Source organism: Yeosuana aromativorans, from assembly GCF_014646655.1.
In the GTDB taxonomy this organism is placed as follows: domain Bacteria; phylum Bacteroidota; class Bacteroidia; order Flavobacteriales; family Flavobacteriaceae; genus Yeosuana; species Yeosuana aromativorans.
This window is the reverse complement of the sequence record NZ_BMNR01000009.1, coordinates 25454-50885: the sequence shown is the minus strand read 5'-3', so window position 1 is coordinate 50885 and position 25432 is coordinate 25454. Positions and strand designations below refer to the sequence as shown.

Genomic DNA, 25432 nt, shown 5'->3' with positions numbered 1-25432 from the left:
AAAAATTTTAACATGAAATCTTTTTTTTCGCGGGTGACAACCAAATCCCAATATTTTTCAAGTCGATTTTTTCTTCAAATAATTATTTATTTTTCTCAATAATTAAAAGTTCCTGTGCCATCGCAGGATCGCTCATAATTGAACCATCATTTTCTATCTTTCCCGAAAATCTTTACAAAAAATCGCTTCTCGCTTATTGTTGAAAAGTCAACTTCAATTCAAAGTAACACATTATTCAAATGATTAAGTTTTCATATTCTAACCACTATAGAGGGCCATTTTATTTTTTGATTAGTCCTTCCAATAAATTAGTCTACTTCACAAAGCATCGTCTCAGTAATCATAGTTTGCTTTTTTAATTGTTTACTTTATAACTAAACCTATATCTATACTTTTTTCTTACCAGGAAATATCAAGCTAAAAATATACCCAAAACAAAAACATGAAGCTACACCGAAAAAGGAGTACATTAAAAAGTTGATTTCCGTAAAGACGCTTATATACCAAATTGAAATGGCACTAACCATTAAACCTATCAACGTTCCTGTGGCATTGGCTTTTTTAGCAAGCATTCCTAAAAGGAACATACCTCCAAGCCCCCCTGTAAAAAGACCTAAAAATCGATAGAACTGGTCCCAAAGCGATTTAATATTGGAATTTGCCATCCAAAGAGCTAACAATAATCCAAGAATACCAGTAATCATTGTTGCCACCCTTGCAATTCGTAGTAGTTTCACATCAGTTACGAGAGGTTTAAAATGCGCATGAAAATCATTGCAATATGCTGTTGATACAGAATTTAGACTACTACTAATACTCGACATAGCGGCAGAGAAAATACCGGCTACTAGCAGTCCGGAAACCCCCATGGGCAACTCTCGTACAATATACCAAGGGAAGATGGAGTCATTATTGGAAATAGCAGGAGAAAGCGCGTCTGGTATTTCGGTATAGAAAATAAACAAGAGAGTTCCAATACCAAAAAAGATTATGGTTGCAGGTAGTGTAAGTACGGCATTAGTGTATAAGATTTTTTGGGAATCCTTAACGTCAGAACTTGTTAAATAACGTTGTACAATAGTTTGATCCGTACCTTGGGTAACCATGGAAGAAGCAAGACCCCCAATAAAGACTACCCAAAATGTAGACTCTGTAAAATTAAGTTCAAAATTAGCAATATTGAATTTATTCCTTTCCGAAGCGTAGGTCATCATATCTTCAAAAGATGTTTCAGTATGCAACATAATCCATACTATGGCCAAAATACTTCCACCAAGAAGTACAATTACTTGCATAACATCTGTCCATATCACAGCTTCAATACCTCCAAAAGTGGTATAGAATATACAGAGAACTCCCATGATTAAAATACTAATTTCAACTGGAATACCCGTTACAATTGAAATAGCCAAAGAAGGCAATAACAATACGATTCCTATTCTTCCTATTTGAAACATGATAAAAGACAGACTTCCAAAGGCACGAGCTGTATAGTTGAATCGGCCCTCAAGATATTCATAAGCCGTTTTGATTTTGAGTTTATTAAAAAAGGGAATGAAAATAATTGAAATTAGGGGTGTTATGAGGATAGCTGCTATACTCATGAAAAAGAAAGACCAATCGGTTATAAAAGTTTTAGCCGGAATAGCCATAAAGGTTATGGCACTTAACAGCGTTCCAAAAACACTTAAGCCAGAAGCCCACCAAGGTATTCGGCCGCTACCTGTAAAGTAATCTGCTGTAGATTTCTGTTTACGAGCAAAATAAATGCCGATCAACACCGATATTAATAGATATAGTGCAAGGACGCCATAATTAAGAAATCCAAAAGGATGGGCGGCATCAACAATCTTAAACATTCGTACAATGGGCGTGCGAATTCCCGGTGTGATTTCTCCTGAAACCATTACGAATTTATCATTGTCCTTAAATGCAAGTGCCGTAACCGGGATCTTTGTAGTAAGACTATCATAAACAAACCACTTTTTGGTGATGGTATTGTATGCCAAAATTTCGTTTGAAAAGCCTGGGTGATTATTTAAAATATAGTCTCTTCTCTTCTTCAACGAATTTACTATTGTATCGTTTTTTGCGGTACGCAATTGCAGGGAAATATTTTCCAACTCATCAAAAAGCACAGCATCGCTTCCACCGTATATCATAATGTGCATGGAGCCCATAGTTTCAGCTGAAGCTCCCATAAGCACTCTATTCTTTCCATTTATCTTAAGGTCACCTTCGTCTTTCCAAGTTTGTTCTTTAAAATCATATGATAAATAATTGGTCAGTATTTGTGATTTTTGCCCTGCTTTTTCATTCCTTCCACCTATAACAAATAACTTGTCATTGGTAGAGGTTTCTTGGATCGCAGTACAATGGAGGGCTCTGGGAGGCCCCGGGAAATCTGCCAATTTTTCCCACTTCTTCGCTTCCTTTAGGTTTAGCCTGTAAAATGAATTCGTGCTGCTCTTAGAATTTTTACCTCCTACTACATACACAAAATCTTCGAAAACAACGGCAGATGTAAATGCCAATGGTTCTGGTAGTACAGGGTATTCGGATATGTCAATATCTTTAGAAGATGGATTATAAGCCATTAAAAACACTTTATCACTTGTAAGTGTTTCATTGTTACCTCCAATACACAAAATTCCGTTCTCTGTAGATACTGAGGCTGAATATGCGAGTGGCATGGGTAATTGCTTTTTGGATAACCGCCACTGACCATTTTGAAAAATATAGATATTATTACTCCATTTTTTATTACCACCTTTCCAAGGCAATCCATTTGGAAAGTTTGCGCCACCTGCAGCCAATAGAATCCCATTATGAACTCCTCCCAGCATACCAGCATAACCAAATGATTTAGCACCCTCTTTATCCGCAGGTAAACTAGCCAGTTCCTCAATGTTTAATTTGGTTACCTCCTGTCCATAGAATTGAAGGCTAGTTAAAACTATAAGTACTAAGATTACGACATTCTCGATTTTCTTCATTTTAGAAAGATTATTTTATATATTAGTGCTGTTTGCTTCAAATCCTAGTTGAAAATCCAACGACAAAGTTAATAAAAATTAATTGATTGTATTATGTATTACATATAATTAACAACTTTGTATTTGGTTTCATTTAAAATCAACCAAAACCATATTCAATGGTTATAATAAAACTATGAAAAATCTTAAAATTTAAATGCCAATACTTATATTAAATATCTCCCTGTATCGAGCAGTCGAAGCGAGAGCTCGTAATTAGGCTATTTACAAAATCAAAAATATTAAAGTGCTTATACATTATTCTGACAGAGGCATACAATATGCTTCAAAAGCATTTAGAGAATTACTAAAATATAATGAGCTCATTGCACAGTCTATGAGTAGAAAAGGTAATTGTTGGGATAATGCAGTAGCTAAATCCTTCTTTAAGTCTTTGAAAGTAGAATTAGTATATTATAATGAATTTAAAACTATAGATGAGGCTAAAGCTAAAGTCTTTGAATGGGTTGAAATCTGGTATACTAAATTACGATTATACCAAACATTAGGTTATAAAACTCCCCATGAAATGGAACAAGAATTTTATCAATTAATAATGCAGCATAGTCCTTTAAAATAATGGCCGACTTTTTGTTGCAAGTCCAGTTCCAAAACGTGTTCGGTTTTTAGTTTTCTGATCGCTCATCATTTTACTTAAATTTTTATTTAATATAAATGAACCTAAATATTGTCAAATAAAATTTAAGTTGAAAATTAACAAAATTTGTACCTATGTTGTACCCAAACAAAAAAGCCTCTCAAAATTGAGACGCTTTTAACGTTTAATTAAGATTTGAAAAAGTGCGGGTGGGGAGATACGAACTCCCACACCTCGCGGCACCAGATCCTTAGTCTGACGAGGCTGCAAATTCCACCACACCAGCTTTTATCAATATTCTAAGAACTTATACTTGCCTAGCACCTAAATCTAGCATATCTACCTTTAGCCTCCCTAAAAAGGAATAGGCTACATACCCACTTCACAAAGTCCACATTATAATTTATTTAATTTTTTCTTATCCAAATCCTGTTATTATCAAGAATTTATGATATCAAATAAGAATTATTCTTAAGAGTCATAAATTTTGACAAGCTTCATCCAGCTCCTTTTTTGTGTTTAAAAATTGCCCCCTTAGCTTATTCATATCGTCACTGACTTTTCTCTCTATAACCTTCGCATAGATTTGGGTCGTGGATATTTTAGAGTGACCCAACAACTTTGAAACTGTTTCTATGGGAATACCATTACTCAGTGTGACCGTGGTGGCAAATGTATGTCTGGCTATGTGAAAGGTCAGATTTTTTTTGATACCACACACATCGGCAATTTCCTTTAAATAGGAATTCAGTTTCTGATTTGATATTTTAGGGAATATGCTCCCTTGCGCTTTCGATTTATGGTTGTTTTTATATATTTCAATAATCTGTAAAGCTTTAGGCAATAAGGGAATTCTAATGACCTTGGTTGTTTTTTCCCTTCTATAGTGAATCCACAATTCGCCGTCAATCCCAATATTGATGTTGTCTTCTGTTAAGTTGATCACATCGATATAGCTTAAACTAGTATAGCAACTGAATACAAACAGATCCTTTACCAGTTGCAACCGCTCTATCGTGAGCTGTTTCTGCTCTATCGCATTTAACTCATCTGAACTCAAAAACCCTCTTTCGGTTTTTATAATATGAGCTTTAAAGTTTATAAATGGGTCTTTTTCAATCCATCCCAATTTGAGCGCTAGATTAATAAGTTTTCGAAAGCGTTCTATATGTTTCATCACCGTATTGTTGCCCATTTTCCTTTGGTGATCCGTTGGAACATATCCTCTCAGATATTTTTCAAACTTGAGTATGAAATTATAATTGAGTTCCCTCAAATACATATCAGTGGTTTTATAACGCTTCAGTAGAAACTTTAATATATACTTTTCAGTAGTGTAGTAGTTTTTTTGAGTGCCCCACTTAAGTTTGCCCTCCATGTCCTCATAATGGTATTCGATGATATCTTTGATTGAATGATTCTGTTCATCCTCCCCCATGTATCTTGCCTTGATGGCATTTGAGGTTATTAGCTTACGCTCTGTCTTCAGATCTTGGTAGCACTTGAAAAGGTCACTGTTCACCTCTTCTAGATAGTTGTTTAGTGTTCTTGCTTTTTGGTTTTTTCCGCGGGCCCTACCCCTATGGGCGTCCCAATCCGATACGTGAACTTTGCGTTTTAAACTCAGTGTTGCTCGCTTGCCCTTTACTGTTATCCTTGCATAAATGGAAGCTTGGCTGTCTTTTACTCTTGCTAAATCTGCCCAGAACAGAATACCTAAAGTACTTGTTGTTTTCATGATTTCGTCTTTTAGTTAATACTTTTTATTACCAGACGAAAGCCAAGTCACTTTAAAGATACATTTATTATTCTGACCAACCGATGGATTTTTACAATTCGGTCAACACATTTCGAAAATTAATTTTGTTATCCGAATTGTTGACTTTTTTAACATAATTTTTTGTTTTCTTTTGAAACTGTTAAAAACTCAAAAACCTGTAAATCATACAATTAACAGGTTTTTGATTTAGATTGATATACTGTTTTGTCGGGATGACAGGATTTGAACCTGCGACCACACGGCCCCCAGCCGTGTACGCTAACCGGACTGCGCCACATCCCGTTTTATTTTGGGGTTCAAAGAAAACACTTTTTACTATAATTACAAAAATATACAAGCCAAAACATTGCTGTTTTGGCTTGTATATTATAAATACTTATTATTAATTATACGTTGAAGTTGATATTTCAAACGTTGAATCTTTTGCTGCTAAATAACGCTCCGCATCCAACGCCGCCATACAGCCTGTGCCAGCCGCAGTTACTGCCTGTCTGTAAACATGGTCGGCCGCATCACCTGAAACAAAAACGCCTTCAACATTGGTTTTAGAGGTACCTGGCACATTAATGATGTATCCCGTTTCATCCAATTTTAAATACTCTTTAAAAATATCCGTATTTGGTTTATGTCCAATGGCCACAAAAAATCCAGTGGCCGGAATTTCATGTTTCTCATTGGTCTTGTTATTGAACACTCTGACACCAGTTACTACTTGTCCGTCACCCAAAACCTCATCGGTTTCCGTATTGAACAAAATCTCTATGTTTTCTGTATTCATGACTCTGTCAGCCATGATTTTAGAAGCCCTGAACTCGTCTCTTCTTACCAACATGGTCACTTTTTTACAAAGTTTAGACAGATAGTGTGCCTCTTCACATGCTGAGTCTCCGGCACCTACAATCACTACTTCCTGATTTCTGTAAAAGAACCCGTCACAAACGGCACAGGCAGAAACGCCTCCACCTAGTTTCAGATATTTTTGTTCGGAATCTATTCCTAAATATTTAGCTGACGCACCAGTAGAAATAATGACTGTATCACAGTGGATTTCCTTAACATCATTAACCCAGACTTTATGGACATCACCAGAAAAATCAACCTTCGTAATCCAACCATCACGAATATCTGCCTCAAAACGTTCTGCTTGTTTTTGTAGCTCAATCATCATTTCTGGCCCTGTAATGCCTTGTGGGTATCCTGGAAAATTTTCAACTTCATTTGTGGTAGTCAATTGTCCGCCGGGTTGCATTCCTTGGTACAAAACTGGTTTCATGTTGGCTCTTGCCGCATAAATAGCAGCCGTGTATCCTGCTGGCCCTGAACCAATAATCAAGCATTTTACTTTTTCAATACTTTCTGACATAATCCTAATTAATTTTAACTGAAACAAAAGTAGAATTTTTGCAATAAAACTTACATCATAATTATTAAAAGTTATCACAAATACCTAATTAGCAAAAAATCCATTTAGCTATTGGATGTTTTTTTTTGTAAATTAGAATACAAACAATTCTAAAACTAAACAGATTATGAAATCCATATTATTTATTTTGTGTTTGATGTGCTTGACTTCATGCAAAAACAATTCTGATTCAGATGTGAACATGAAAACCAATTCTGAGGAACTAACCATGAATGGCGTTTGGAAATTAGCGAGCTATTACAATTACAAGGACAACCAGATTGTTGATACCATCAAAGCGTCTGACGAGTACAAACAAATAAAAATTTACACAAAATCAAAAGTTATGTGGAGCCGATACAAAGAGGCCGATTCTGTTGATTGGTTTGGTTATGGTGATTATTTTATAAAAGAAGATTCATTAACAGAAATTCTTGATTTTGGCTCAAAATCCATGAACAAAGCCATAAAAGAGCAAAAAAGATTTGTTTTTGAGTTAAAATTGAACCAAAACAAGTTTTCACAAGTACAAATAGATGAAGAAGGCAATCCCATTTACGCTGAAAATTATGAAAGAATTGAATAGGTTTTTTCAATTTCATGATATTTATCATAAAACCTTTTTTTTCTAATTATTAATATTGCCCTGTTGTTTCATTTCATGATTGATGAATTAAACCACTAACATATTTTTTCTGAAGTTAAAAAAGGATTTGGTTTTCCTAATAACGTTTATCAGAATATTATTTGAATTTATTAATAGCATAAAAGTCTGGGATTTTATATATTCTCAGACTTTTTTATTGTTACCTATTAAAACTTTTAAGCAAATCTTAAGGCTGCTTTAGTGAATATTTGAAATTAAAAAATAAATTTTGCAGAATGAGACTATTAATAGTTGAGGATGAGCCCGGTATTTCAAACTTTCTCAAACAAGGATTAGAGGAAGAATCATACGTCGTTGATGTTGCAGAAAATGGCAAAAACGGGTTAGAGCTTGCCTTATCTGGTGATTATGATTTATTGCTATTGGACTGGATGTTACCAGGAATGAGCGGTATTGAAATTTGCAACCAATTCAGGAAAAAGTTTACTGAAACCCCCATTATATTTCTCACCGCAAAAGACACCGTTGATGAAACCATTTTTGGGCTTCAATCTGGAGCCAATGACTATATAAAAAAACCATTCCATTTTGATGAACTGTTAGAGCGCATCAAAGTACAATTAAGGCCAAAATCTGGTGAACATGCCATATTTACACTTGGAGACATTACCCTCAATACCAATAGTCACAAAGTGTTTAGAGGTTCTGAAGAAATCTCTTTAACCCAAAAAGAATTTGCCTTACTGGAATATTTAATGAGACATAAAGACAGCGTTTGCAAACGCTCTCAAATTATAAAAAACGTTTGGGACATTCACTTTGATTACAATACAAGTGTCATTGACGTATACATCAATGCGCTGAGAAAAAAGCTCAAGCTCTCAACCAGTACAAATTATATTCAAACAATAAGAGGCATTGGTTATATGGCCAGTGAGCTCTAAAAATACCTTTTTAAGCAACTGATGAATTTAAGTTTTAGAAACAGAATAGCCCTTCATTATATGATAGCCACCTCTATAATAGTGGCCATTATTTTTGTTGTTGTGTACTTGGTTGTTAAAGAATCCATGTATCAAAACATTGACAAAGATTTGTCGTTTGAAGCTTCAAAACATGCTGGAGAAATAAAGCTGGCACATGATACCATTAAATTTACAAACAAAGCCGAATGGGAAGAAATTGAGCATAGAGAGGTTCAAATAAATCCTGTTTTTATTCAAATCATGGATGCTAAGGGTCGCATGATGGATAAATCCCCCAACCTTAAAAATAACGAATTGCCCTTTAAAAATATTGAAACATTTGGTCCACACTTTAATACCTATTTAAATGACAAAGCTATCAGGCAAATTCAAAAACCCATTCAAAGTGATGGTAAAACAAAAGGCTATTTGCTGGCCGCTATGTCATTAGAGCCATCCATAATGGTTTTGATTAAACTTAGAAATGTTTTGATAATATCGTATTTGCTGTTATTATCCGTTCTGTATTTCATTTCAAGATATTTGGCAGGTCGAAGCATTATTCCCGTTAAAAACATTACAAAAACCACTAACCGAATTACCAAAAACAATTTAAACGAGCGCGTGGATTTACCGGCAAATCATGACGAACTTTATGATTTATCATCTGGAATCAATAAACTGCTTCAGAGAATAGAAAATGCTCTGGAAAGAGAACGTCAATTCACATCAGACGCTTCTCACGAATTACGTACTCCGCTGTCTTCACTAAGAGGCACTTTAGAAGTTTTAATAAGAAAACAAAGAACCCGTGAAGAATACGAGGACAAAATAAAGTACAGCCTTTCTGAAATTGATAAAATGACCGAAACCATTGAGCAGCTTTTGCTTTTGGCCAGACTGGATTCATCACGTAAACCAGATAAAGATGAAGGTGTTTTATTGCCAGCTCTTATTGACGATATTTTATTAAAACACAGCACTAGTATAGAATCAAAAAAACTTTCGGTAGACTTTAAAAATGCGTTTACTAGTAATGTTTTGGTTCCAAAATATTATGCCAATCTCATTCTTGATAATATCATCAATAATGCTATTAAATATTCTAAAAACAAAACTACAATTCACATCAACTTATATGATTCAGAAGCAGGGTCTGTTTGTGAAATCACAGACGAAGGTATAGGTATTAAAACAGAAGACATACCAAATATCTTTAATCATTTTTTTAGGTCTGATGCCTTAGAGCATAAAGAGATTACAGGAAATGGTTTAGGGCTTTCAATTGCCCAAAAATCCGCAGATTCAATCAATGCCTCTATTACAGTCAAAAGCAATATGGGTAAAGGATCAACATTTTTTATTACATTTTAACCAAATATTAAGAAAATATATTATCAATAATTTTAAAATAATTCCTATTTTTGATTCAAATTTAAGAAATAGTTAATTTTCTAATTAATAAATTTTCTTAAACGGTTGGTTAGGTTCGGGGTGGTTCCCGAACCTTTTTTTATTACCATTAGTTAATCTGCAACATGATTTTAAGCAACTCTTAAGGAAAAAACCAACCCGCTTTCAAAAAACTTTAATTTTATTTGTCATCAGTTTATATTCCATTTTATGGATTGTTTAGTTTTTGGTTTGTTTGGGAAAAGGTTCAGATAAATTCTGAACCTTTTTTAGTTTAAATCCAGCCCAATAAGTCAGGCAGTTTTAAGCAAATCTTAAGGAAGCTCTTAGTTTAATTTTATCTGTGCCATTTAAATTTGTGCTGTATTAAAAAAAACAGCTCAGATGTTAGAAAAAATTATTCAATATAGCATTCATCATAAACTCATTGTTTTACTTTTTACTGCTGGTATTATTGGGTTTGGTATCTATTCACTGTCTAACATCCCGATTGGCGCTGTGCCTGATGTTACAAACAATCAGGTTCAAGTAATCACAACCTCCAGGAATCTTTCAACAGAAGATGTAGAAAAATTCTTGACCTATCCAGTTGAACTGGAAATGGCTAACCTACCGGGCGTCAAAGATATTCGTTCTGTTTCAAAATTTGGATTATCCGTAGTGACCGTTGTTTTTAATGATGATATGGGTACTTATTTACCTAGGCAGCTGATTGCTGAAAAAATAAAAAATGCCGAAGAGAAAATCCCTGCTGGTTTTGGCTCGCCTTTTATGGGGCCTGTCTCAACAGGTCTTGGTGAAATTTACCAATACATCATAAACGTTGACCCAAAATATAAGGACCAATACTCATTAACTGATATTAGAACCATACAAGACTGGATTGTAAAACGGCAATTGTCTGGAATACCGGGTGTAGTTGAAGTAAATACTTGGGGTGGCTATTTAAAACAATATGAAGTAGCCTTAAATCCAGAGCGCTTGAGAGCCATGAATATTTCTGTTTTTGATGCTTTTGATGCCATTAAAAAAAACAATAGTATTGCTGGTGGAGGTTATATTGAGAAACTCAATGAAAGTTATTTTATTCGTGGAGAAGGTCTTGTTACCACTCTTGACGATATTAAAAACATTGTAATTACCACCAGAAACAATATCCCTGTTTATGTAAAGGATATTGCTACTGTTGGGTTTGGAAAAGCCAATCGTTTTGGAGCCATCACCGGCAATGGTGAGGGCGAAAAAGTACTTGGCCAGGTCATGATGTTAAAAGATGCCAACTCTAATGCGGTTATCAATGCTGTAAAAGATCGTGTACGAGACATTCAGTCATCACTACCTCCAGGCATTAGCATCAATCCATTCTTAGAACGCAGTGAACTCATTGCAAAAACGACCACAACCATTGCTGAAAACTTAATTTTAGGTTGTTTGATTGTTATTTTTGTAGTGGTACTTCTGTTAGGAAACCTCCGCTCTGGGTTGGTTGTAGCATCCGTAATCCCATTATGTTTATTGTTTGCCTTATCGCTTATGTACATTTTTGGTGTGGACGCCAATTTAATGAGCTTGGGAGCTATTGACTTTGGTATCATCATTGACGGCGCCGTGATTATTGTTGAATTCATTGCCTACAGAATTACGAGCCAAAGGGCTAAATTATTAACGCTTCCAAAAAATGAACGACAAGGTTTAATTGATAACATTACCTATCAAGGAGCCACAAAAATGATGAAATCGGCCGTGTTTGGCCAACTTATCATTATCATTGTTTTTATTCCTATTTTATCATTGGTCAATGTTGAGGGCAAAATGTTCCGCCCGATGGCATTGGTATTTTGTTTTGCCCTCATTGGAGCCATGGTGCTTTGTTTCACATACATTCCTGTAATGGCATCGCTATTTATTAAACCTGCAAATACAGAAAAAAAGACACTCTCTTCAAAGCTCATTGCCTTCCTTGAGGAAAAATACCAACCCACAATTTCTTGGGCACTTCGCAAAAAGAAACTCGTTCTAGGTCTTGCTGTTTCCCTGCTTTTGGCCACAGCCTTATTATACTCCCAAATGGGTGGGGAATTTGTGCCAACTTTAGATGAAGGTGATTTTGTAATTCAACCGGTTTTAAAAACAGGAACCTCATTAACAAAAACGGTTGAAGCCACAACGCGCATGGAAAAGATTCTCAAAACGTTTCCTGAAGTTAAGCAAGTTGTGAGCCGTATTGGAGCAGCTGAAGTTCCTACAGATCCCATGTCTATGGAAGAGAGCGATGTAATCATAAAACTAAAACCTAAAAGCGAATGGGTATCGGCCAATTCTAAAGATGAACTAGCTGATAAATTTAAAGCAGCACTTTCTGAAATACCAGGCGTTGATTATGAATTCACGCAGCCTATAGAAATGCGATTTAATGAGCTGATTACTGGTGTTCGCGCCGATTTGGCCATCAAAATTTTTGGAGAAGATTTAGATATCCTCTATAAAAAAGCACTGGAGGTACAAAAAGCCATTCAACATGTTGATGGTGCTGCAGACATATCTGTTGAAAAAACAGCTGGTTTACCTCAAATGACTGTAAAGTACAACAGAAAAAACATTGCCAAATATGGACTGAACATTGAAGACCTCAACAAGATTATCACCATGGGATTTGCGGGCATGCCTGCAGGAACTGTGTTTGAAGGTGAAAAACAATTTGATTTGGTTGTTAGGTATGATGAAAAACACAGAAAGGATATTCAAAACATTGAAACGGCATCCGTTTTACTGCCAAACGGAAACAGTTTACCCTTAAGTGAATTTGCAGACATTAGCTATACTAAAGGTCCTGCCAAGATTTCAAGAGACAATACAAAACGACGCATTGTTGTGGGCGTTAATGTTAGGAATCGTGATTTAGAATCGGTGGTCAATGATGTTCAAGAGATCATCAATCGGGATGTTAAACTACCCGTGGGTTATACAGTAAGCTATGGTGGACAGTTTGAAAACCTTAGAACAGCCTCTGCCCGATTAAAAGTAGCGGTGCCAATTGCACTTGTCTTAATATTTGTCCTCTTGTATTTTGCTTTTGATTCCGTAAAAGAAGCCCTTATTATTTACAGTGCCATTCCACTTTCAGCCATTGGAGGTGTACTCCTACTCTATTTTAGAGGATTACCATTTAGTATTTCGGCCGGTGTTGGCTTTATTGCCTTGTTTGGTATTGCCGTGTTAAATGGTATTGTTCTCATTGAGGAATTTAAAGAACTAAAGGCGCACGGAATAAGAAACATCAACAAACGTATTCTTATGGGAACCAATAACCGATTACGCCCTGTTTTATTGACTGCTGCTGCTGCTGCCCTTGGGTTTTTGCCCATGGCCATTTCTACATCAGCTGGAGCCGAAGTTCAACGGCCGTTAGCTACTGTTGTAGTTGGAGGTCTTATAAGTGCAACGGCCCTCACCCTGATTGTTTTACCAATATTGTATGCCATGTTTGACAGAAAAAAAAAGTATCCAAAACTTAAAATGAAACATAAAGCATTACCATTTTTTGCATTCATTCTGTTGCCGTTTTTAAGCATTTCTCAGAATAAAAACATAACAGCCGACCAAGCCGTTCAAATAGCTTTGGAAAACAACAAAGGATTGCAGGCTTCTGCCAACAAAGTCAATCAATCAAAACAATTGGTGGGAAGTGCTTTTAATTTTGATAAAACAGAAGTTTATTATCATTATGACGAAAACAATGTGGCCGAAAACGGGCAGCCGCTTAAAGTGTTCGGGTTGAGCCAGTCCATAAAATTTCCAACAATTTATGGAACCCAACGTAAAGCTGAAAAACAAAAGACTCAATTATCACTTCAAGCCTATACAGTTAATGAACGCATCTTGAAAAAAGAAGTCTATCAAGCCTATTACAATGTGGTATACAGAATCCATGTAGTTAAACAATATAGGTATTTGGACAGTTTGTACAGTCAGTTTTCAAATGCGGCCCAAAAGCGCTATTCTGTAGGCGAAACCAATCTGCTTGAGAAACTTACGGCCGAGAGCAAACAAAAGGATATATCATTACTCTTGTCACAAAGTAAAGAGAATCTCAAAAAAGCCTACATGACCTTGAACCAATGGCTACAATCTGATTCTACATACGTGGTCATTGAACAGCCTTCACCCCTTTTGCAACTTAACGATTGGAATATTTCTGAGCATCCTGCATTACAATATTTAGAAACAGAAAAGGAACTTTCACAAACAGCCTTGTCATTAGAACGCCAACAGCTTTTACCAGGCATTAATGTATCTGTTTTCCAAGGAACTAATAACGGCTTAAATGCCAAAACTTATTCAGGTTTTCAAGCGGGACTATCCATTCCACTTTGGTTTGGTGCCAACAAATCAAAAATAAATGCAGCCAAAACCGAAACCATGATAAAAGAGAACGAATATGAAAACTATAAAATTCAACTTGAATCAAAATACAATGGCCTGTATTCTGATTTAAAAAAATATAAAGAAGCCATTGATTATTATACCAATACAGGCAAAAGATTGGCAAAGGAACTTACCATGACCGCCTCCAAAGCATTCAAAAATGGTGAGATTGATTTCCTTCAATATGTGCAACTGCTTGAAAATTCAAGAACAATTGAACTCAATTATTTACAAAACTTGTTCAACTATAATTCAACCGTTTTGGAATTAAACTATTTAACCTATTAATCATAAGAAACCATGTCAAATCAAATAAAAAACAGCATATCACAAAAAGGCTTTCTAATAATTTTATCAATTATCATGATGTCCTGCAATTCAAAAAATAAACAAGATGTGATTGAAATCAACAATTCAGAAACTCCAGAAACAAATCTTGTAACCATTACCAAATCACAATTTGAATCTTCAAACATGGAACTGGGAAGCATTTCAAAACAAGAATTTAATAGCTCTGTTAAAGCCAATGGTATGTTTGATGTGCCGCCAGAAAACAAAGCAACTGTTAGCGCTTATTTTGCTGGTTATGTAAAAAGTATTTCATTGTTGCCAGGCGATGCGGTAAAAAAAGGGCAAGTACTGTTTACATTGGAAAACCCCGAATATGTTCAAATGCAACAAGATTTTTTAGAAGCAAAATCAAAATTGGAGTATTTAAAAGCAGACTATGACAGACAACAAACATTATTGGCTGATAATATTACCTCAAAAAAGAATTTTCTGAAAGCAGAATCTGAATACAAGATGACTTTGGCACAGTACCAATCATTAAAAAAGAAACTGGGTTTAATGAACATCAATCCCAACACGCTCTCTGGAGAAACTATCACATCAACTATCAGCGTTCTGGCTCCAATTTCAGGGACTGTGACATCCATTGAAGCATCAAAAGGTATGTTTTTAAACCCCTCAGATGTGGCCCTAACCGTTACAAATACTAATCATCTTCATTTAGAATTAAAGATTTTTGAACAAGATCTTCCATTGGTAAAAGAAGGTCAGCCCATAAAAATTCATCTCCTAAATAACTCTGATAGCATTTATGACGGTGAAGTGCACTTAATTAACAAAGCAGTCAATACTGAAGACAGAACCATTAATATTCACGGTGATTTAGTAAATGATAAAGACGCCAACCTGTTTGCTCCTGGCATGTATATTGAAACGGATATCATAACCAGAAGCCATATATTTGATGCTTTGCCCAATGAAGCCATTGTAAACATTGAAAATGCCTTTTATGCGTTGACAAAACAAGATGAGACCACCTACAAAAAGGTACCGATAGAAGTTGGATTATCATCAAACGGATTTACCCAAATTTTAAATAGCAATGATTTTAATGATAAGACTGAATTTGTGACAAAAGGAGTATTTAATTTAATTACAGAGTAAGTGTAAATATATCGTTTAGAATTAAGTTTTTAAGTCAGTTGCTAGTAAAATGGTTGGATTTTTTTCTTGACTTTTACAAGAAATACCCAAATAACTTATTAGCAATATATGTCAGTCATTATCACGCTTTTTTCTTCTCCAAATAATATAAAAGATGATAACTAGTATTGGCAGAATAATGTACACCATAAGATCAAATGGCCTTGTAAGGTCAATGGGGCTATTGTTATCGGGGTTTGGTGTGCCTATGGGTAATTGCATTAATAAAGGATATAGCTTGTTTAACATAGTTATTTTGAATTGCTATCTTGCAATTTACAAAATTATATAGACTGTCCCATGAGCTTTTCAAAATATTACCAAAGCTGTACATAAACTAAAACTCTTATTTTAGAATACAATAATTAAGATGGAGAGTTGAACAAAAAAAAGCTGTTAGCCTTGCGGCTAACAGCTTTTTCGATATTAGTTAATATACTATTTCGTCGGGGTGGCAGGTAGTCCTACCAGCTCCTTATTTTATTAAAAATCAAAAAGTTACAATTTATTAAATACTCTTAGTAACCGAAAAGGTAACTTATTTGATAAGATCTTTTGTTTTATTCTGTTACTAAGATAAGTATTTTATCAAAAAAAACTATTTAATGAAAGCACAGCGCACCTTAATCATTTTAACCAGTTTCCTCTCAACTCATTTCTTGGTTCTAGTAGTGTTATACCACTTTGAATTCCGAGTCATTCATTTCTACACTAAATAGGACGTTAGAGTAATGCTATTCGATTTGCTGTTAATTTTAAAAGAATATTTTTCATTATGCTATTTTTTAAATTTTTTTTTCAATTTTACTTAATAGTTTATTTAATCTAACCTCTGAATTAGAAAATATAATGATGCCTCTTTTGTTATAAACGTCAATCGCTATTACTGTACTTGCACCAGTATCCCCACCATTATGAAAATAATAAAGATGACTATTTATTGAAGTTAAAAACCACGTAAAGAAACCTTCTTGAGCAATTCTTGGAGAGGGAGTTATAAATTTTGTTGTTATAGGAGTAAGCATAAAATTAGAATTCTCAACATTTAAATATCCAGCCCAAAGCTTTGCAAAATCTGAAATAGATGTTCTTAATTGTCCCCCTGGATAATCAGGATAACCATTATGTCCTTTAAAAACAAGACCTATAGCATCGTGATGAACATAGGTTTTGGCCACAAGTGATGAATCCAAATTTTTCAGAAACCAACTTGTATTTGTCATTTCCATAGGTTTGAAAATATTGATTTGACAGAAATCCTCGAAATCCATTCCTGAAACCTGTTCAACAATTAGCCCTAATAAGGCGACTCCTGTATTTGAGTAGTTGAAAGACTTATAGTTTGAATCACTTTCGTAATGGTCCTTTTTATATTGTTTGCCGTCTTCACTTAAATAATCCTTTAAAAAATTACCTAGTTTAAAAGGTGAGTCACCTTTAGGAATATTCCAAAAAGGCTCATAAATTTCTGAATCGTCTTTTATTCCACTTCGATGATTAAGCAAATCGCGAACCGTTATTATATCATTTGGGTAAAAGGGATTTTTAACTTCAAAAGGTAAATATTTATTAATATCCATCTTTAAATCAATTTTACCAGACTCAACAAGTTTAAAAACGGCCAAATTGGTTACTGTTTTTGAAACCGAAGCAATATGAAATGGCGTATTAATTGTTGCAGGAAGCTTATCCTTTATATCTCTAAATCCATTAGCACTCAAATGAACTACTTTGCCCGAGTCAATTACAGCTATTGCCAAAGCTGCTATTTTATCTGATTTCATTTCTTGCTTAATAATTGAATCTATCTTTGGTAAGGTCTGTCCAAAAATTAATGTTGAAAGAAACAAAACACCAATTGTGATATGCTTTTTCATTTTAAGCCACTTAAAATTTATTATTAGATACGATCCTTAAAAAAATGATTACCAAATTTTAATAGCAAAAGCATAAAGATGAAGGTGGAAACTACCAGTGCTATACCAAATTCTCCTTTAAAATAATTGGTATATTCTTTATCTAAAGTAATCCTATCAAAAAACATTTGAATCACCACATTATGACTGGCATGAAAGATGGCCACTGCCAAAACACTTTTGGATTTTAACCATATCCAAGACATCATTATCCCTGTAAACACTACCAACAACAGAAACATAATAAAACGAAAAGGAAAAGGGGTTTCACCTACTCCGTAATTATCCAGTAGCATTGCAGGTAAATGCCATATGGCCCAAAAGAGACTACTTATTATTGCTGAATTCAAAAATGAAAAGCTTTTACTTAATTCAGGAAACAAAAGTCCACGCCATCCCAATTCTTCTCCCAAAGCAAAAATTACAGCAGGGATTATCATAAAATGAGTTATGTAAATAAATGCTATCGTTATTACTTCTGCTGTTGAATTGGTTTCTAAACCAATAGTCATTTTTGCTCTTTCAATGAATAATGGGTTTGGAACATCTCCTATCCCAGTCAACCAAATTACCATATAGGCCAATGCAGCATAAAATATTGGCAATAACCATGCAAGTATTACATATCTCAAGGGAAATTTCCATCCAAAATCACTCCATTTCCTGTTTGTTAAAGCAGTAGCCATAACAGCTCCTAAACCAGGAGCTAGCATAATAAAATTCATTAAAGATCCTCCAATGATGAACACCAATGAACTAAAAATTGTTGTAGATATTAAAAAAATCCAGGTTGCTTTTGAAAATTTCCCTTTCATAATGCTCCTCATATTACTTAAACCTATAACCTAAGGTTAACATAATACTTCTGTTATTGTACTTGTTTCCTTGAAAATCATCTTTATTGGCAATATTAGATAAACCATGTATGTATCCTAATTGAATCATTCCTTTTTCTAAAACATGTACACCTACCACTGCATTAAGCCCAAAGTCAAAACGTTTAAAACCAGCACCACCATCTTCAATATTTTTAAAAGCTTTTGCGTCATAAAATTCTGTATGGGTTTGGGATCCTATATGCGTGGTTTCAAATACCTCTGCCTTACCGGATATTCCATAACCAAATGAGGGACCTACCCCCACGTACCATTTGCTTGAGGTATTACCAATGTTATAAATTAAAACCACTGGTACCTCTATATAATTAAGATTTACACGAGACTCTTGGGTAGAGGTGTTCCCTCCTTCAATTACAAAATCTTCTGCTACTTTTGCTCCTTTTTGTAGGTAATTAATAGATGGTCTTAGATAAAATGCTTTTGAAACTGTTATTTCGGCAAACAGACCTCCTCCATATCCAAACTTCCAGTCTTTTTCAGGAGATGTGTCTGTTTCAGCCGTGAAAGAAGCCGTATTTAAAGTCCCGTGTAACTGTACACCATATTTGATTTGAGCTTTTAATGAAATACTTGATAAAATAATTGTTGCTAGAATAATTCCTTTTTTAATGATTGTTTTTTTCATGACTTGATTTTTGATTGATAATTGATTATAATTTATTTTTCAGTTAATACATATTGATAATGTTGTTCATGACCTGAAGCCGTTGAGTTTTCAGAATAACTGATTTCGGCCAATTTGCTAATAGACTCTCCAATGGTCATTTCTAATTGCGCCAATGATAATTCTGTATTGGTGCCATTGTACACATCTTTCATTTTGCCATTTATTCTGTATCCATTGGCTTCTAAATAAGAATGATATTCTGAAATCACTTCATTAATTGTAGCCAGTAATCTTTTGTACTCAATTTGTATCTGAGAAAGTTCCTGAGCAGCCCTTTTTTTATGTTTTAGAGCGTAACTAACATTAAGTGTTTTTACCTTTTTTGGATCCGGGTCTTTTCCTTCTCCCATTATAATAAGGGGTATTTTTTTATATTCTTCTTCATAACTTTTATCTAGGTCTTCATGCTTTCCAGATGTGTTTCTCAGTCTCTTGACATTTGAAGCGTACAATTCTGTTGCTGTTGATAATTCAGCACTTGTTTTACCAACAAACTTGGTTACATCCATAGTGTTTTTAGCTATTTGATTTTGTTTCATTGTTATTTCAAATTCTTCGTTAGATACGTCAATATCCTTTGTTGCCAATTGATTTTTAACCATATCTGCCTTCTGCTTTTCTGACATATTATTATACTTAGCAGCCATTTGTTTAGCATATTCTGGATCATTCATCATTCGCTGCATTTCTGCTTCAGAAAAGGGGCTGAATGCCGAAGCAGAAGTGCTTTTTGCAAGTGCTTTTTTAGCAGCTGCCTCTCGCTCTTTTTCACTCATTTGGCTAATTTTATCTACTCCGCCCATTTGTTGTATTAATTCATTTTGGTTTACCTGCCTTTTTGAATCGTTATACAATCCATCCTGCCCCTTCTTGTCATAAAAGCCTTGAGCCTTCGACTCTAGTGAAGAGGCCAATTGATTGGAGTACATCTCCATCTTTTTCTTAAAATTTTCATATTGTATTTCAAGCTGAGAATCACCTTGGCAATTAATGCTTTTATTACATGCATACTCAAATGCAGCCTCTGGAGTTGACTGTAATGTCGGCACTGATTTTAATAGGGTATAAAAATCTACGTTTCCTAGTATTGATGGTTTTGATTGCTGTGAAAATATGCTGTTTGTAATTATTAAAAACAAAAATGTAAATGATAATTTCATGACTATATTAATTTTAAATTTTGATTTTTAGAGTATAAGGAGTTCATTTGTTTTTTTATGTAATTGCTCAAGTTGAGCTTCGTCTAAAGCAATATTAAACGTACTCTTTAAGACTGTTTTTAGTTCTTCTATTGAAGACATGTAAGAAGTCAATTTATTTACTCCCTTAGTGCTTATCAGTTTTGCGCCTGTTAAAGTTGTTCTGCCTTCTTCTTGATATAGGGAAACCAAGGTTTCCTTTAAAAAGACTGAATCCGTTGATGTTTCAATAAAAACACATGCTTGTTTAAAATCTTCTCGTTTCTTAGGAAATAAATCAAAAACATATCTAGGTGTTAATACTCCATTGGAATCTTTAAAATATAATGCCTTCATATCCTGAAAATCATCAACTATATAATCTGAGTCTTCACCTTTTGAATATGTTTTTTTTATTATTGGAATGGGACTACCAAATGATTTGCCATTACCCACATCAACCAAGAAAATTTCATCATCAATACGAACCAATAAGGCCATGTGCATATGGTCTAAATCATTTTTAAGCGGTAGTCCCTTAAACATTTCTCCACTTATAAAATTCACTTGAAAACCAATTGCTTTTAAAATATCATAAAAAAGGCTGTTGTTCTCATAGCAAACTCCACCTCTATGGTTTTCAATAATTTTATTAAAAACATTTTTTGATGAATAGTCTAATGGGATATTTAAATGAATGTCAAGGTTTTCAAAAGGGACATGCAATAAAAACTGCTTCTGCAAGTCGTTTAAAACATCTAATGTGGGTTTAAATTCACCAAAGTATTGAATTCTACCTCTTACTCTTTCTAAGTTCATAATTTCACTATTATTAAATTTTTATAAATTCTACACGTCTGTTTTTGGCTCTTCCTTCTGGGGTATTATTCTCCGAAATAGGAAACTGTTCTCCTTTACCTGCTGTTTTCATGCGATTACTATCAATCTTAAATTCATTACTTAAAAAATCTCTGATTGCTAATGCTCTTTTTTGTGAAAGAATCAAATTGTCTTTTTCATTTCCAGCATTATCAGTATGTCCAACAATTTCAATTTTTAAATCTTGGCTTGTTTTAAGAATGTTTCCTATTTCATTTAAAATACCATAAGACTCTGGTTTAATGGAGGCTTTATTAGTATCAAAAAGTATGGCAGAAGTAGAAAATGAACCTTTACTTAAAAGATTTTTCCTTAAATCTGGAATGCCTTTGGCAACTCGTATATTTGAAATAAAAATCCCTAATTTATCATCCGAAAGACCAGAATCACTTACCTGATAGTATAACTGATTGATTTTATGTGATGCTGAAATAGCTTTAGGAACATCAAAAACCTTATCTTCATTTACCCAAAACCTGAAGCGTTCTTTTTGAACCTGTACAGCTATATGGATAGGCTTTCCAACCAATTTTTCTAGTTTTGGAAATAACTTTAATTCTGATTTAAAATATTCACCACCATACTCCGAACTTTCTAATTGTAGCATTGGGCTGCCATTACCATCAGCAATTAATCCTAGATATATTTTTGTTAAAAAATCTTCTTCTGGAAACCCTAAGAGCGAATTATGATTTGAAGATTTGTCTCCAGAGGAAAGAAAACCAAAATATAAAGCTGGGTAATAAATAAGTTCATTACCATAATTATCAAACATTAAATCAAACTCAACAGTAAAGTTCTCATCAAAAAAAGATGTGTTATCTGATAAGAATGTTGAATTCTGCATCAGTTTTAGCCAATTACCTGATACGTTATTAAATGTTACTACTTCACCTGAACCGTTAGTATTCCAACCAACTGGAAGTTCTCCTATATTATCACTGGTAAAATCTCTAAAATAAACAACCATTTCCCCAGGAGTAAAATCGAACTTAGAATATTGTTTTAAATAAACAGGTTTTATAGAATCTGTCTGAGAAACGGTTTTACTTTTAATTACTGCTTGCTCTTTTGAAGACTTTTTATTAGTTCTTTTTGAAAGAACACTATCCATGGTTTCTGTTGACTTTTCCTTTGTTTTATTTAGAATAACATTTTCTGATGCTTGTTTAGCAGTTTCTTTAATTTTTTTAAACAAGTTTTGTGACTGTATGATTTGTGAAAATAAAATCCATACAAGAAATACTAAATACTTCATTGTTAGCTATATTATTAAATGATTTTTTTTAGTTTTTAGATGTAGATCGTCTAGCCCCAAAAAATGGGGCGTAGACCACTACTATAAAAATTAGTTATACTTTAGATTTTTGGTGCTATTGCCTGTGGAACTATATTTTCAACAGGTTTAATGCTTTTTAAATATGCGAAAATAGCCTTTAAATCTTCATCAGGCATTTGTGAATAAGCTGGCCATGGCATAGGAGGTAATAATTGTCGGCTGCCATCAAGACCTTTAAATTTTCCTTGTTTCATTGCTTTTAAGAATTGTTCTTCAGACCATGTTCCAATACCCGTAGCATCTGGTGTTAAGTTTCCAGCAAAAGAAGTCCCCCAAGGACCTATAGTTGCTGTACTATTCATGTTAAACAGAACATATCCCTTAACAGATTCAGGATTTAACGGAGGTAATGCTTCATTTGCATCATGTCCAGATAACAACCTGCTAGGATCTGGAATTGGACCTCTTTCTGTCATTATTTTTGGAGAATGACAATCATTACAGCCAATAACATTAACTAATTTTTTTCCTCGTTCAATTTGATCTTGGATGGATACTTTGTTTTGATAATTCTTTTTTTCTTCGTTTGAGTTATTGCACCCAATTAATAATAAAGCAGTAGCAATTGTTGTTAGTTTTAAAATGTTTTTTTTCATGATTTTGTTCGTTTTTTGATTGATGATTGATTTTTAAAAGATTTAATGACGATAGCCAATAAATTTTGTTACAAGACTGATTAAATCCTTTTTGTTTTGATTTTATATATTATGTTTTGTCAGTAAAAGGTTTTTGCTCCCATAATATAACTTTGATAAATAAAATTTTCCAATACAAAGAACGTATCAATTTCAAAATTTGACAATAGCATGAAAATGTGAAAATGATATATTAGAAACAAGAAAGATGTGATTTAAAATCACATCTTTCTGTAAGCAATAATGATTTTATCAAATCTTTCCATTTAAAATCATCTCCTGAATATCAAAGAAAATAGGCCTTATAACTCGCTCATGGTTTGAAAGAATAATGAGTGTATAATTAGTGTCTTTATCAATATTATAATGTCTGTATTCTGCATTATAACCGGGTGATCCTCCATTATGTCCAACAGATTTAATTCCTTCTTCAAATGTATCCAGCATAAGTCCGTAACCATAAGCTATCTTTCCAAATCCCGGTTGTTCTCCTTCAGAATGTTGTTGAGTCATTAGTTCTAGCGTTTTATCTTTTAAAATTACCCCAGAGAACAATGCCCAATCAAAGCTTAAAATATCCTTTGCTGTTGTGAAAATTCCTCCATCAGAAAGTGGTGTTGGAAGCATATTCATTGTTGATTCCCAATTTCCGTTAGGAATCAGCCTTCTGTATCCAATAGCCATCCCTTTAAAATTGTTCATATCTATACTGATTTTAGTTGAATTCATAGCCAAAGGATTTAAAAGCTCTTCATATAGAACTTCAGAATAGCTTTTTTTGGCAAGATTTTCAATAATCTTACCTAAAATAATATATCCTGAATTTGAATATTGATGTTTTTGTCCCGGTTCATCAAAAACCAATGGTTGGTCTTCTATTAAAGGTATAATGTCATCTATCCGTATGCTTTTTTGATTCATTTTTTCAATAATTAGCGGATGCTCCATATAGTTTCCTAAACCCGATGTGTGAGACAGTAAATGATGAATGGTTATTTTATCACTATTGGGAATAGACAAATTCGGCAAATATGCTTTTATTGGCTCACTCAATTTAAGTTGCCCGGATTCAACATATTTCATAATAAGTGTAGCTGTAAAAATCTTTCCAACAGAAGCTATACTAAAAGCGGTTTGGTCATTATTTAAAACATTCTTTTCCTGATTTGAATAACCCAATACTTTTTTGTAAAGTATTTGTCCATTTTTTGCTATCAATACCGAGCCAGAGAAGTTATTGTTTTTAGCTGAAGTGATTAAAATTGAGTCTATTTTTTTAATTTGGGCAATTGCTAATGAGGTAAGCAATATTAAAATTAAGGCCAATAATTTTGCCTTTTTTAGTGTTGTAATTTTCATTTTTTTAGTTTTAATTAATTTATTAAAAAAGCTTTTTCTTTTCAATAGAATTGAAAGTTGTTCTGCTACAAAAAAATGAAGTTAATTATTTCAAGGCAATCGCATAAAAAGGTGAAAGTTAGGCTTAAATGAAAAAGGATGTGATTTAATGACCACATCTTATCTGCTTCTTCATCTATCTAGAGCAATCTATCCTTAAAGGCTTTTGCAACTGCTTCGCTTTTACTGTTAACATGAAGCTTTTCGTAGATTTTTTTAATATGGGATCGAACCGTATCTATAGCTATAAACATGTCATTGGCAATCATCTTGTAACTGTATCCATTTACAAGAAACTGAAGGACTTGTCTTTCACGATCACTTAAATTGTATTCATTGTTTGTCTGGTGGGGCAATTCTGAAAACATTTTAAGAACTTGGGTTGCAATTGATGAGGTCATAGGAGCCCCGCCTGAAGCGACATCTCCTATATATTCCAATAATTTTGCAGGAGGAGTCTTTTTTAACAAATAACCATTTGCACCATTTTTTAAAGCCTCAAAAACGTTTTTATTGTCATCAAAAACAGTAAGCATCAATACTTTTGTTTCTTGATCAACTTCTCTTATTCTCTTGAGTCCCTCTAATCCATTTACTCCCGACATATCAATATCCATCAAAATAACATCGGGTTTCCATGTTTTAAGTTCAGATATGATATTGTTACAGTTTTTGTATGAAGCCACAACGTTAAAACCATCACTACCATCTATAAGCATGGTTAAACCTTCCCTTAGTTGTGGATTATCTTCATAAATAAGTACTTTTATCATGACACTTTTATTTGCAAAAATACAAACGC

18 protein-coding genes and 2 tRNA genes are annotated in these 25432 nt (G+C 33.8%); 6 read left to right on the top strand and 14 right to left on the bottom strand.

The window, feature by feature from the left end; translation table 11 throughout:
• Window positions 1–386: 386 nt before the first annotated feature.
• Window positions 387–2996 (bottom strand): sodium:solute symporter family protein, encoded by a 2610-nt coding sequence (locus IEW94_RS15535; protein ID WP_188654747.1) that lies wholly within the window; start codon window positions 2994–2996, stop codon window positions 387–389.
• A gap of 286 nt (window positions 2997–3282) precedes the next feature.
• Here IEW94_RS15535 and IEW94_RS15530 point away from each other — a divergent pair, with 286 nt between their 5' ends.
• Window positions 3283–3615: an integrase core domain-containing protein gene (locus IEW94_RS15530; protein ID WP_188654746.1), complete on the top strand. Its 333-nt coding sequence runs from the start codon at window positions 3283–3285 to the stop codon at window positions 3613–3615.
• Between the two features lie 222 nt (window positions 3616–3837).
• Here the strand turns inward: IEW94_RS15530 and IEW94_RS15525 are convergent.
• The 4 genes from IEW94_RS15525 to trxB all read right to left on the bottom strand — a co-directional run bounded on the left by IEW94_RS15525 (window position 3838) and on the right by trxB (window position 6776).
• Window positions 3838–3919: transfer RNA gene (locus tag IEW94_RS15525), tRNA-Leu, on the bottom strand.
• Between the two features lie 192 nt (window positions 3920–4111).
• Entirely contained in the window at window positions 4112–5371 is a 1260-nt protein-coding gene (locus tag IEW94_RS15520; protein ID WP_188654744.1) for a site-specific integrase, read from the bottom strand.
• A gap of 249 nt (window positions 5372–5620) precedes the next feature.
• Window positions 5621–5695 (bottom strand) — tRNA-Pro (locus IEW94_RS15515).
• Between the two features lie 100 nt (window positions 5696–5795).
• Window positions 5796–6776 carry a thioredoxin-disulfide reductase gene (trxB, locus tag IEW94_RS15510; protein ID WP_188654742.1) on the bottom strand — a complete coding sequence of 327 codons (981 nt, stop codon included), beginning with the start codon at window positions 6774–6776 and terminating at the stop codon, window positions 5796–5798.
• 166 nt (window positions 6777–6942) lie between these two features.
• Here trxB and IEW94_RS15505 point away from each other — a divergent pair, with 166 nt between their 5' ends.
• From IEW94_RS15505 to IEW94_RS15485, 5 genes are all read left to right on the top strand, one after another.
• Window positions 6943–7401: a hypothetical protein gene (locus IEW94_RS15505; RefSeq protein WP_188654740.1), complete on the top strand. Its 459-nt coding sequence runs from the start codon at window positions 6943–6945 to the stop codon at window positions 7399–7401.
• 296 nt (window positions 7402–7697) lie between these two features.
• Complete coding sequence (locus IEW94_RS15500; protein WP_188654738.1) at window positions 7698–8366, top strand: response regulator transcription factor; 669 nt, start codon at window positions 7698–7700, stop codon at window positions 8364–8366.
• Window positions 8367–8387: 21 nt separating this feature from the next.
• Window positions 8388–9761: a HAMP domain-containing sensor histidine kinase gene (locus IEW94_RS15495; protein WP_188654736.1), complete on the top strand. Its 1374-nt coding sequence runs from the start codon at window positions 8388–8390 to the stop codon at window positions 9759–9761.
• 423 nt (window positions 9762–10184) lie between these two features.
• Window positions 10185–14513, top strand: a complete 4329-nt coding sequence (locus tag IEW94_RS15490; protein WP_188654734.1) for a CusA/CzcA family heavy metal efflux RND transporter — start codon at window positions 10185–10187, stop codon at window positions 14511–14513.
• Between the two features lie 12 nt (window positions 14514–14525).
• Window positions 14526–15680, top strand: coding sequence for an efflux RND transporter periplasmic adaptor subunit (locus IEW94_RS15485; protein WP_188654732.1), 1155 nt, complete (start codon window positions 14526–14528; stop codon window positions 15678–15680).
• 824 nt (window positions 15681–16504) lie between these two features.
• On the opposite strand, the gene IEW94_RS15480 is transcribed toward IEW94_RS15485, so the two are convergent.
• From IEW94_RS15480 to IEW94_RS15440, 9 genes are all read right to left on the bottom strand, one after another.
• On the bottom strand, window positions 16505–17596 hold the full coding sequence (locus IEW94_RS15480; RefSeq protein WP_262890544.1) for a serine hydrolase domain-containing protein: 1092 nt from the start codon (window positions 17594–17596) through the stop codon (window positions 16505–16507).
• Window positions 17597–17619: 23 nt separating this feature from the next.
• Window positions 17620–18450, bottom strand: coding sequence for a CPBP family intramembrane glutamic endopeptidase (locus IEW94_RS15475; protein ID WP_188654728.1), 831 nt, complete (start codon window positions 18448–18450; stop codon window positions 17620–17622).
• Between the two features lie 13 nt (window positions 18451–18463).
• Entirely contained in the window at window positions 18464–19159 is a 696-nt protein-coding gene (locus IEW94_RS15470; RefSeq protein ID WP_188654726.1) for a porin family protein, read from the bottom strand.
• Window positions 19160–19191: 32 nt separating this feature from the next.
• Window positions 19192–20361 carry a hypothetical protein gene (locus tag IEW94_RS15465; RefSeq protein WP_188654724.1) on the bottom strand — a complete coding sequence of 390 codons (1170 nt, stop codon included), beginning with the start codon at window positions 20359–20361 and terminating at the stop codon, window positions 19192–19194.
• Between the two features lie 27 nt (window positions 20362–20388).
• Complete coding sequence (locus IEW94_RS15460; RefSeq protein ID WP_188654722.1) at window positions 20389–21198, bottom strand: arylamine N-acetyltransferase family protein; 810 nt, start codon at window positions 21196–21198, stop codon at window positions 20389–20391.
• A gap of 13 nt (window positions 21199–21211) precedes the next feature.
• Complete coding sequence (locus IEW94_RS15455; RefSeq protein ID WP_188654720.1) at window positions 21212–22516, bottom strand: OmpA family protein; 1305 nt, start codon at window positions 22514–22516, stop codon at window positions 21212–21214.
• 101 nt (window positions 22517–22617) lie between these two features.
• A complete protein-coding gene (locus IEW94_RS15450; RefSeq protein WP_188654717.1) occupies window positions 22618–23193 on the bottom strand; it encodes a c-type cytochrome in 576 nt (191 codons plus the stop codon).
• A gap of 291 nt (window positions 23194–23484) precedes the next feature.
• A complete protein-coding gene (locus IEW94_RS15445; RefSeq protein ID WP_188654715.1) occupies window positions 23485–24591 on the bottom strand; it encodes a serine hydrolase domain-containing protein in 1107 nt (368 codons plus the stop codon).
• Between the two features lie 179 nt (window positions 24592–24770).
• Complete coding sequence (locus tag IEW94_RS15440) at window positions 24771–25403, bottom strand: response regulator (protein WP_188654713.1); 633 nt, start codon at window positions 25401–25403, stop codon at window positions 24771–24773.
• Window positions 25404–25432 lie beyond the last annotated feature (29 nt).